Origin of the sequence: Pseudomonas sp. GM49 (assembly GCF_000282355.1) — a bacterium.
Lineage (GTDB): Bacteria > Pseudomonadota > Gammaproteobacteria > Pseudomonadales > Pseudomonadaceae > Aquipseudomonas.
The window spans coordinates 1-10,973 of the sequence record NZ_AKJL01000143.1 but is presented as its reverse complement, the minus strand read 5'-3'; the positions used below and the strand labels follow the sequence as shown (position 1 = coordinate 10,973).

Sequence of the window (10,973 nt, the reverse complement as noted above, 5' to 3'; positions counted from 1 at the left end):
GCCAGGGCCGCTGCGGTATCGCCGCCAGCAGTCGAAAAGGCCAACGGAAAATTGCTGGCACCGAACACTGCCACCGGGCCGACGCCGATCCGGTACTGGCGCAGATCAACCCGTGGCAGGGGCTGACGCTCCGGCAGGGCGCGGTCGATGCGCGCGCTATAGAAATCGCCCCGACGCAGGACCTGAGCGAACAGACGCATCTGGCCGCTGGTGCGGCCGCGCTCGCCCTGAATCCGGGCGCTGGGCAGGGCGGTCTCACGGGTCACCAGGGCAACGAACTCATCATCCAGGGCATCCAGTTGCGCGGCGATGGCTTCAAGGAATTGCGCCCGGCGCGTCGCCGGCAAATTACGAAAGTCTGGATAGGCGGCCGCAGCGGCCTGGACGGCCGCGTCGACTTCTTGCGCGGTGGCTTGCACGAAAGAGTAGGGCAGTGCTTCGCCGGTGCTGGCGTCATGGCTGTTCAGGATGATGCAGCCCACGGCGCTGCGCGCTCCGCCGATGTAGTTGTGGCCAAGGATCTCAGACATCAAAAAAGCTCCTGTCGAAAAATGGGGTAGCAACACAAAGCTTCTGTAGGAGCGAGCTTGCTCCGGGCGGCGTTCCGACGAATAACGCAAGGACAACGCTTCCATTCAGACAACACGCGTTATCGTTGACGTCCATCGCGAGCAAGCTCGCTCCCACAGGGATTTATTCAGGCCAGAGAATCGGCCCGGCGTGGGCTGGTCGGGGCTGGGTCCAGCGCAGCAACCCGTGCCGCCGACTCGGCATCCACCTGGCGCAATGACTTGCCACGGGTCTCGCGGGTCAGGCCGACAGCCACCACGGAAATCAGCGCGGCGCCCACCAGATACCAGGCGATCGGAGTCGAGCTGTGGTACTTGTTGAGCAAGGTGATGGCGATCAGCGGTGCCAGGGAACCGGCGAAGATCGGCGCCACCTGGTAGCACAGGGACAGAGCGGTGTAGCGTACGTGGGTCGGGAACAGTTCAGCCATCAGCGCCGAGTAAGGCGCATAAGTCATCGACTCGATGGCCAGGCCAAGGGTGATGGCGGCCATGATCAGCCAGTTGTTGCCGGTGTCCATCATCGGGAAACCGATGAAACCCCAGAACGCTGTGAGCACCGCGCCGGTCAGGTACACCGGCTTGCGCCCGACGATGTCCGACAGATAGCCCATCAGCGGGATCAGGAAAAAGTGCACCAGGTGCGCGCCGAACATCAGCAGCAGAATTTGCGAAGTGTCCTTGTGCACCACCAGTTTCAGATAGGTAATCGAGAACGTCACCACGGTGTAGTAGAGGATGTTCTCGGCAAAGCGTGCGCCGATTCCCACCAGCACCGAACGCCAGTGATGACGCAGCACTTCCACCACACCGAGCTGTTGCTGTTTGGTCTGTGCCTGACGGGCCTGGGCTTCCTTGAAGATCGGCGCGTCATCGACGCTGGTGCGAATCCAGTAACCGATCAACACGACTACCGCCGAGAACCAGAACGCCACGCGCCAGCCCCAGGCAAGGAACTGTTGCTCTGACAGGTTCGACGACAACAGCAGCAGGGCGAACGTGGCCACCAGGTTGCCGGCCGGCACCCCGGCTTGCGGCCAACTGGCCCAGAAGCCCCGACGATTGTCCGGGCAGTGTTCGGACACCAGCAGAATCGCGCCGCCCCATTCGCCACCGAAAGCGAAGCCCTGGATCAACCGCAACAGCACCAGTAGCACCGGCGCTGCGTAACCGATCTGGTCGAAGCCAGGCAGGCAACCCATCAGGAAGGTGGTGATGCCGACTACTACCAGACTCAGTTGCAGCAGGCGTTTGCGGCCGAATTTGTCACCGTAGTGACCGAATACCAAACCGCCCAACGGCCGGGCGAGAAAGCCGACCGCGTACAAGGCGAAGGCGGCGATGATGCCGTCGATGGGGCTGTCGGTCTGGCGGAAGAACAGCTTGCCGAAAACCAATGCCGAGGCGGTGCCGTAGAGAAAGAATTCATACCATTCGGCGACGGTGCCAGCCATGGCGGCGGCCACTACGCGTTTGAGTCCCGAGGGTGTGGTTGCGCTTTGCGTGTGTTGAGGATTGGACATGCTGACGTTCCTTGTTGAGGCGCAAAAAACGGGCAGCCGGGCCGGGTCCGCATAGACCCGCCCGGCAATCACTCAGAGACCGACGTCCGGCAATTCCGGGCGGTTGGCCAATGCCTTGGCCATGATCTGCTCGACGAACACGCGGTCGGCTTCCGGCAGGGCCAGGCGTGGCGGACGGGTCAAGGCGCTGCCGCGACCGGCGATGGCTTCACACAGCTTGATGCACTGCACCAGGTCGGCACGGGCATCGAGGTGCAGGATCGGCATCAGCCATTCGTAGATCGGCATGGCTTCGGCGAAACGACCGGCCTTGGCCAGACGGAAGATGGTTTCGCCTTCTTTCGGGAACACGTTGGACATGCCCGAGACCCAACCTTCGGCACCCACGGCGATGCTTTCCAGCACCACGTCGTCGAGGCCGGCGAACAGCACGAAACGGTCACCGACTTCGTTGCGCACGTCGATGAAGCGGCGGGTGTCGCCGGAAGAATCCTTGAAGCACACCACGTTGTCGCAGTCGGCCAGGGAAATCAGGATGTCCGGGGTGACGTCGTTCTTATAGATAGGCGGGTTGTTGTAGACCATCAGCGGCACGTCGGCGTTTTTCGCCACGTAGCGGTAATGCTCGGCGGTCTCGAACGGCTTGGAACCGTAGACCAGCGCCGGCATCAGCATCACGCCATCGACGCCGACCCGGCGTACGGCATTGGCGACCTTGGCCGCTTGTATGCTGGTGAACTCGGCCACGCCGCAAATCACCGGTACGCGACCACGGGCGGCATCGACAGCGACCTCTGTCACGGCGATTTTCTCTTCGGCGGTCAGCGAGGTGTTTTCACCTACCGAGCCGCAGACCACCAGGCCCGACACGCCGTCGCGGATCACGTTGGAAATCACCTGATGGGTTTTTTCCAGGTTGATGGAGAAGTCATCGTTGAATTGAGTGGTCACCGCTGGGAATACGCCACTCCAGTTAATGCGCTTGCTCATTGTTGCCTCCGGTTCGTTAATTGTATTTCGTATACGATATTTAAAATGACAATGCTCGGCTAGTGTTTTTTTTGGTTTTCAGGGGTTTTTACTGGCCGTTGGTCTGGGGGTTCAGGGATTGCGTGATCAGGCGCCGGGCCAAGTGTCGGACAGGCGATAGCCTTGAGGCCACGGATCGCTTGGGTCGAGCAGCAATTGATGGGTGCCGGTGATCCACGCCCGGCCGGAAATGCACGGGTAAATCGCGGCGCGGCCGGCGACTTCGGTCAGCGAATCAATGCGACAGTGGAACTCGGAGCCGATAATCGAACGGCCGACAAAGCGCTCGCCAACCTGCATCAAGCCTTTGGCCTGCAACACCGCCATGCGCGCCGAGCAACCAGTGCCGGTGGGGGAGCGGTCGATCTTGCCCGGTTGAATCACCACCGCATTGGCGCCGGTGGCGATGCCGTTCTCATGGACGATGGGCGCGGCGATCTGGCAGAAGGAAATGTGCGACCACTCGGGATTCAGCGGATGCACGAAGCCCAGTTGTTCGTTGGCCGCCCGAGTGATCTTCAGCCCGACTGCCACCAGATCGGCCGCTTCATCCGGGCGGATGGAGAAACCCAGGCCTTGGGCATCGGCAATCACAAAACTGTCGCCACCATAAGCGGTGTCAACCTTCAGCGAGCCGATGCCTTCGACTTCAATCCACGCATCCAGTCGATCAGCGAAGGACGGCACGTTTTTCACTTCCACCCGTTGCACCTTGCCATCCCGGCAGTCGGCCACGGCTTCGATCAGGCCGCCGGGCGCTTCCAGCACCAGGCGGGTTTGCGGCTCGGTCATGGGCAGGATGCCGCTGTCGAGCAGTACGGTGGCGACGCACAACGAGTTGGAGCCGGACATCGGCGGGGTGTCCGCCGGTTCCATGATGATCCAGGCCATCTGCGCCCGTGGGTCCTTGGCCGGGACCAGCAGGTTGACGTGGCGGAACACGCCGCCGCGGGGTTCGTTGAGGACGAAGTTGCGCAGGGTTTCGTCCCGGGCGATCCAGCGCGACTGTTCCCACACGGTGGCGCCGGGCGGCGGGGCGACACCGCCCACGATCACGTCGCCGACTTCGCCTTCGGCGTGGCAGCTGACTACATGAATGACTTTTGATGAACGCATGGCTTGCTCCTTGTTTCGCCTGTGAAGGCCTCATCGCGAGCAAGCTCGCTCCCACAGGAATGAGTGGTGTACACAACATTGCGGCCCACACAAAACTCTGTGGGAGCGAGCTTGCTCGCGATTGGGCCAGTCGCTATTTCACTGATTTCAGAAACGCCGCAGTCTCCGCATGCACCGGATTGCCGATCACCTGGTCCGGCGAACCAATCTCATGCACCAGGCCATTGCGGAAGAACGCCACACGGTCGGACACGTCCCGGGCAAAGCGGATTTCGTGGGTCACCAACACCATGGTCATGCCGTCTTCGGCGAGCATGCGCATGGTGTCCAGCACTTCACCGACCAACTGCGGGTCGAGGGCCGAGGTGGCTTCGTCAAACAGCATGTAGTCCGGTGACATGGCCAGGGCGCGGGCGATGGCCATGCGTTGTTGCTGTCCACCGGACAGCTTGCCAGGGAAGGTCTTGAGCTTGTCGCCCAGACCGACGTGGGTCAGTTGCTTCACCGCCAGTTCTTCAGCGTCAGCCTTGCTTTTGCCCAGCACTTTGCGCGGCGCGAGCATGACGTTTTCCAGCACCGTCAGGTGCGGGAAGGCATTCCATTGCTGGAACACAATGCCGATTTTCTGCCGCAGGCGATTGAGGTCGGTGGCGCTGTGATGGACCTCGACGCCGTCAACGCGGATGTTGCCTTTCTGGATCGGTTCCAGGCCGTTGATGCACATCAGCAAGGTCGATTTGCCGGAGCCGGAGCCGCCGATGATCGACACCACTTCGCCCTTGTTCACCGTCAGGTTGACGCCCTTGACCACTTCGAGGTTGCCGAAGGATTTATGTACGTTGTCGATCTCAATCATTTTCTTGCCACCTTCTTTCCAGACGAGCGCCCAGGCGTGCGACCACCAGGCTCATGACGTAGTAGATAAGGCCCGCGATGCACAGCACCAGCAACGGTTCCTGTATGCGGGTGACGATGGTTTGCGAGGCGCGCAGCAGTTCGACGATGCCGATCCACATCACCAGCGCGGTGTCTTTCATTACACCGAGCACCAGGTTCAGCCAGCCGGGGAACGCTACTCGGGTGGCCATCGGCAGGACGATCCAGCGCAAGTCCTGCAAGAAGCTCAGCCCCAACGAACGGCTGGCCCGGCGCACGGTGAACGGCACTGCCAGCACGCCGGCACGCACGATCTCGGTGAAGTACGCCGCCGCGTAAACCCCCAACACAATGCAGCCGACGCTAAAGGCGCTGATGTTCAAACCGATGATGCTTTTGAGTGAGTTGAACAGTACGAACTGGATCAGCAAGGGCACACTGCGAAACACGTCCAGCACCCAGGCCAGTGGCTGGCTGGCCCGTGGCAACAGGGCTCGCAGCAGGCCGAAGAACAACCCGGCCAAGGAGCCGAGAATGATCGACCAGAACGTCAGTTGCATCGTGACCCACGCACCGTTGAGCAGGAACATCAGGTCATTCGAGGAAAAATCGGTGGAAAACATGGACAGCTCCTCAGTAACGGAACAACCGCCAGGCCATCAGCCGGGCTGCCGCGACGATCGCCTTGGCAATCAAGTAATACAGCACCGCTGCGATGGCGAAATACTCGAAGGTGCGGAAGGTTTTGACGTTGTATTCCTGGGTCACACCGGTCAGGTCATTGTTTAGCCCGACGATCACCCCCAGCGACGTCATCAACACCGCCCAGACCATCTGATTGGTCAGCGGGTAGAACACGATCCGCAGCAGTTGCGGGACGATGATCATGCGGTAGGCCTGGAAGGCACTCATGCCGAGGGAACGCGCCGCACGCACCTGCGTGTCAGGCACGGCCTTGAGGCCGCCGCGAAAGTTCTCCGCCAGATACCCGGCATTGTTGAAGGTGATCCCGGCCAGCAGGGCGAACCAGGAACTGACATGCAGGTTCAGCGAGCCGAGGCCGAAGTAGAGGATGTAGATCTGGAACAGCGACGGGGTGTTGCGGGCAATCGATACCCAACCGTTGCCGAACCCGCGCAGTAATGGGTGTTTGGCCTCGCGCATCACCGTCAGGGCCAGGGCGATCAGCACGCCGAAGATCATCGACAGCGCGGCGGTTTCGAAGGTGACGATGGCACCGGCAAGCATGTCCGGCAGGGCGCGCAGGGCGGAGCGCCATTGGAAGCTGTAGTCAAACATGCGCAGGGCTCTCCAGTAGGGCAGCAGGTTGTAACCAGGCCGGCAAACGTCCGCTGGCCATTGCGGTGCAGGCCGCGTCGACGCATTCGGCAAGGCTGGCGAAGTGCACCTTGCGGCCGACCAGGCCCGGTGCGTAGTGGGCGTATTTGCCCGAGTTGGTCATCAGGTTTTTAGCCGCCAGGGGGATTACGGGTTCGCCGAGCATGCACCAGCAGGTGTCGGTGACCAGGGTCGCGCCAAACGCCTGGATCACGGCGATGTGCCCGGCCTCGCGGGCCTGCTCCAACACGGCACGGCCGCAGGTGATGGCAAGCACCACATCCGGGTGTCTTTGTCGTCCCCGGCACAGTCGCGCCAGGTGAGCGAACTCGCTGAGGGAAAAGTGCGGGTTACCCAGCGACACCACATCCACCCGGTTATCGCGAGCACTGTTGAGTTCGCGCCAACTGCGCAGCAGGTCCTTCAGGCGGATTTTTTCCACGGCAATGGAAGTGTCCGCATCCAGCACCTGCGCCGGGTCAATGGCCTCCGGGGTGACCCCGGCGATGTGGAACAGCGGCGCCGCAGAGGTGGTGGCGAAGGCCGCGCCAAAGGCTTTGAGGTCGTCCAGGCTCGGCTTGCGTTTTTCCAGTCCCAGCACCAGCGGCACGCGACTGCCGGCCAGGGCGCCAATGTGGTAACCCAGCAGCGGGTAGAAGGCATCGTCCAGTTCACCGAGGGCAGGCAACTCGAGCTGCAACCGGGCCTTGCGTGGCGCGTCCAGGTGGCAGCCGATCAGCGGGGCGCGACCGGTGAGGGCGATGCAGATGTCCAGGTAATCCGGGTATTTCAGTGTGCGCGCACCGAGCACGCTGTTGGCGTAGACCACTGCGTTGGATTCCGCCCAGACGATTTGCTCGCCAGCCTTCGGTGCAGTGTCGAGCAGGTACGGCGCGCAGGTGAAACTGAGCTGTGCGCCCATCGCCATATAGGCATCGCCCAAGGCACTGGCCGGTTCACCCAGTGCCGGGTCGATACCCAGTTCGCGCCAACGGCGCTGGTCGACGGAAATTGAATTGAGGGTGGTGGGCACTCGCACTTTTGCTCCCCATTGCACCAGTTGCCGGGCAAAGCGCAGGCTCGCCGGTCCGGTGTAAATGCAGCCGTCGATGTGTGCTTGGGTGACATCCACCAAGTGGTCGGCACCCTGCAGTTCGGCCATACGCAGGACGATCTGCATGGCCATTTGCGCGGCCTTGCCATGCCGGCCATCGAGCAGCGCCCGATCGTGTTCGGTGAGCGTGATCGAGGCGGTGCTGTCAGTGTCTGGTAATGGGCTGTCGAGCGCCTGCCAGGCGTCGCCCGGCAGGTGATCGAACAAGCTCAGCGTTGTATTTTCGACCCGGGCGAAGACCTGGCCGCGCAAGGCGGCGAAGGCCTCCCGACCGATGCACAGCACCGGCAGGGAACGGGCAAAAATGGTCTGCGCCACCAGCACGCCCAAGGTCAGGATCTCGTCGGCTTCGGCCAGCACCAATGCCGCCGGTGCATGGCCGTTGCTGATCAGTTCCATCAACACACTGCTGCCGGTGCACGAGCCGCGGCCACTGGGAATCGCCAGCACGCGGCCGGCCAGGTGTTGACCGCTGAGCGGGTGATGGCGGTCGATGACTTCACCCGTGCAGGGATCGACTCCGCCCCAGAAGCTCAAGCCGACATCGGCGAACAGCAGGGCGCCTTGCGCGGCACCCCCCACCAGGCTGCGTCCGGTCAGAGAAATTGGCCCAGGCATGCCGGACATCTCAGTAGTAGACCTGAGGCACGGTCAGGTTGGTCGGCGGGATCTCGGTGCCGACCCATTTAACGAACAGCTCCTTGTAGCGACCGGTACGCACCTGTTGATTGACGAACAGGTTGAGGTAGTTGAGCAGGCCGAACTCGCTGCGCTTGGCACCCAGGGACACGTAGTCGATGACGTACGGGGCGTTACCGGCGACTTTCAGGTTTTTGTATTTGCCCGACTTGAGGGTGGCGGCGGCCACGGTGTTGGTGACGACGGTGGCAGCGATGTGGCCTTGGGCGACGGCTAGCAGGGTATCGCTCTGCGACTGGTAGGCTCGGAAGCTGCCCGAGCCCCAGTTCTTCACGTCTTTCTCCAGGGCGATGGCCTCATAGGTGCCGCTGGTGTTGCCCACTGCTTTGCCCTTGAGGTCGTCGAAGCCATTGATGCCGGTGTCGTCGCGGGTCAGCACCACCATCTGGAAGGCAAAGTAGGGCACGGTGAGGCCAACGGTCTTGGCGCGTTCGAGGGTGTCGGAGGTGGACGCGACGATCACGTCAGCCCGCCCGGAGACCAGTGCCGGAATGCGATCCGGGAACGGCGTTTCCACCACTTCGGCCTCGACCCCGAGGATCTTCGCCAGGTCGCGGCAATAGTCCACATCGAAGCCGGCCGGCGAATTGCTGGCATCGCGAAAGCCCATGGGCGGGAAGTCCAGGGTCACGGCGCAGCGCAGCTTGCCCGAACCGATGATGTCGTCGAGCTTGTCGGCCTGGGCAGTGGCGATAAAGGAGGTACTGAGAACAGCGCTGAGGGCTACGGCAAATGCGGGGTTTTTCATAGAGGCCTCGTTGATGTGAAGTGCTGTTGAATATCGTATTGGGGATTTCGTATACGATATTAACAATAGCAATCAACGTGCCTATTTCCAGTCCGTGGGGTGAATTAGTTGTCAGGCCTTGGCGTAGAGGTTTTGTAGCGGTGCAACCTGTAGCGAGGTGACGCCAAGGCAGTGAGGACAGGTGTTACGTATGGGAGCAGCGGTAGCGTGGACGCACCTTTAAGGAACACTGGCAGGTGAGAGGTGCGTGCCTGCTTATCGGTTCATTGCAGGTTTTGTGGTGGATGGGCTGGCCTCATCGCGAGCAAGAACACTCTTCATCACCCGCCTAACGCTGGTTATCGCGATACTGACTCGGCGACAAACTGGTCAGCGCCCGAAACTGCCGGCTGAAGGCACTGTGGTCGGTGTAACCACAGCGCAAGGCAATCTCGGTAATCGGCAATTCGGTGTGCAGTAACAACCGCGAACCTTCTTCCAGGCGCGCCTTGTGAATCATTTGCCGTGGGGTGAGCTGGAACACCCGTTTGCAGTGCCGCTCCAATTGCGCCACGGAATAGCCAGCGATGGCGGTCAGTTCGGCGAGGCTGATGGAGCGGGCGAAGTGGCGGCGGATATGGGCATCCACGGCGGCGAGCTTCTGGAACGCCGGATGGTTCGACTGCGGCGATTGCAGGTCGCGGGAGATACCGGCCAGGCCCACGATTCGACCCTGTTCATCCTTCAAGGCGAGTTTGTGGGTCAGGCACCAGATCGGCTGATTGCCATAATACAAATGCAGCTCCAGCTGATCGGCCAGTTCGCGACCGCTGGACAGCACTCGCCGATCCTGCTCGGTGTACAGCGGACCGAAGCGTTCCGGGAAAACCATTTCGGCGGTGCGCCCCAGCAGCTCGTCCCTGTGTTTGAAACCACAACGCCGGGCCAGAGTCTGGTTGACGAAGGCGTAGCGGGCCTCGCAGTCCTTGATGAAAAACACCACGTCCGACAGGGTATCGAGCAACGGCGCGATGGGCTGAAGGCTGTTCAGCAGCGTCGGCAGGTCGCAAGGTTTAAAGGTGGTGAGCGAGGGATACATGGCGCCGGGGGTCTGAGGGTGACCCCCGGGATCATAGAGACTCGGCAGCGTGGCCGAAACCCCCGGCGTGGTCATCACGCTGGCGGGGTATCGTCCAGGGACATCAAGGTTTCGATCCGCGCCGGGCTGAAGGGTGGGCGCGGTGCTGAGGGCTGCCAACCAAACAAATGCTGCACTGCGCCGCCACACACCCGGCCCTGGCAGGCGCCCATGCCGCAGCGACTGGCGAGTTTGGCTTCGCGCCAGTCAGAGTGACCGGTCAATGCCGCGTAGGGTACGTCTTCGCAACGGCAAACCAGGGTGTCGGGTTGGGCCAGGGACTTGAGTCGCGGGTCGAGGGCGAACGCGCTCTTCAGCGCCTTGGCGAAACCCTGCCAGCGCGCCCGGCGCGGCCACAATTGCCTGGCGGCTTCCAGATTGCCGACCGCAGCGTGCCCGGCAATCGCGCCTTCCACCAAGGCCAGTTCGCTGCCGCCGAAGCCGGTGCATTCGCCTGCCGCATAGTGATCGGCGCGGCTACTGGCCTGCCAGGCATCCACTGCGATGGCTTGATCTTCAATGGCGCAACCCAATGCCTGACCCAACTGGATATTCGGAATCAACCCGAATCCACAGGCCAGCCGATCACATTCCAACTCAACGATGTTGCCTTGTTGTTGCAGGCGCACGCCTTCCACTCGGCCGGTGCCGAGCGCGGCCAATACGTGGGTGGCGGTGCGGTAGTGGTGGTCGAACAGGCTGAACGATTGCAGCCATTTGCCGGGCCATCGCGGCAGTTGCGCGGCGAAACCGGCGACGGCGCTGCGGCTGGCTTGTTCGGCGATGCGTTGCACTTGCGCGCCATGCTGTTTGGCGGTGGCGGCACTGGCCAGTAACAGCGGGC

Annotated in this window: 11 protein-coding genes; all 11 read right to left on the bottom strand. The window is 62.0% G+C overall.

What is annotated here, in order from left to right; translation table 11 throughout:
* Window positions 1–530 (bottom strand): aldehyde dehydrogenase family protein (locus PMI29_RS15865; RefSeq protein WP_007997736.1); only part of this gene is annotated, 530 nt, incomplete at its 3' end.
* A gap of 167 nt (window positions 531–697) precedes the next feature.
* Window positions 698–2,092: a fosfomycin efflux MFS transporter AbaF gene (gene abaF, locus PMI29_RS15870; RefSeq protein ID WP_007997734.1), complete on the bottom strand. Its 1,395-nt coding sequence runs from the start codon at window positions 2,090–2,092 to the stop codon at window positions 698–700.
* A gap of 72 nt (window positions 2,093–2,164) precedes the next feature.
* The gene (locus PMI29_RS15875; RefSeq protein WP_007997732.1) at window positions 2,165–3,082 is read right to left on the bottom strand and encodes a dihydrodipicolinate synthase family protein; all 918 of its coding nucleotides are present in this window, start codon (window positions 3,080–3,082) and stop codon (window positions 2,165–2,167) included.
* A 126-nt stretch (window positions 3,083–3,208) separates the two neighbouring features.
* Window positions 3,209–4,237: a trans-3-hydroxy-L-proline dehydratase gene (locus tag PMI29_RS15880; protein WP_007997730.1), complete on the bottom strand. Its 1,029-nt coding sequence runs from the start codon at window positions 4,235–4,237 to the stop codon at window positions 3,209–3,211.
* Between the two features lie 133 nt (window positions 4,238–4,370).
* Window positions 4,371–5,093: an amino acid ABC transporter ATP-binding protein gene (locus PMI29_RS15885; protein WP_007997728.1), complete on the bottom strand. Its 723-nt coding sequence runs from the start codon at window positions 5,091–5,093 to the stop codon at window positions 4,371–4,373.
* Entirely contained in the window at window positions 5,086–5,736 is a 651-nt protein-coding gene (locus PMI29_RS15890) for an amino acid ABC transporter permease (RefSeq protein ID WP_007997727.1), read from the bottom strand. Before PMI29_RS15890 ends, PMI29_RS15885 begins: the two co-directional genes overlap by 8 nt.
* A gap of 10 nt (window positions 5,737–5,746) precedes the next feature.
* Window positions 5,747–6,412 carry an amino acid ABC transporter permease gene (locus PMI29_RS15895; RefSeq protein ID WP_007997725.1) on the bottom strand — a complete coding sequence of 222 codons (666 nt, stop codon included), beginning with the start codon at window positions 6,410–6,412 and terminating at the stop codon, window positions 5,747–5,749.
* Window positions 6,405–8,183 (bottom strand): cis-3-hydroxy-L-proline dehydratase, encoded by a 1,779-nt coding sequence (gene lhpI, locus PMI29_RS15900; protein ID WP_007997723.1) that lies wholly within the window; start codon window positions 8,181–8,183, stop codon window positions 6,405–6,407. The genes PMI29_RS15895 and lhpI overlap by 8 nt, the downstream gene beginning before the upstream one ends.
* 10 nt (window positions 8,184–8,193) lie before the next feature.
* The gene (locus PMI29_RS15905; RefSeq protein ID WP_007997721.1) at window positions 8,194–9,012 is read right to left on the bottom strand and encodes an ABC transporter substrate-binding protein; all 819 of its coding nucleotides are present in this window, start codon (window positions 9,010–9,012) and stop codon (window positions 8,194–8,196) included.
* Between the two features lie 328 nt (window positions 9,013–9,340).
* Window positions 9,341–10,090, bottom strand: coding sequence for an AraC family transcriptional regulator (locus PMI29_RS15910; protein WP_033052353.1), 750 nt, complete (start codon window positions 10,088–10,090; stop codon window positions 9,341–9,343).
* A gap of 74 nt (window positions 10,091–10,164) precedes the next feature.
* Window positions 10,165–10,973, bottom strand: an 809-nt coding sequence (locus tag PMI29_RS15915; RefSeq protein ID WP_007997717.1) for an NAD(P)/FAD-dependent oxidoreductase, incomplete at its 5' end; no start/stop codon positions are given.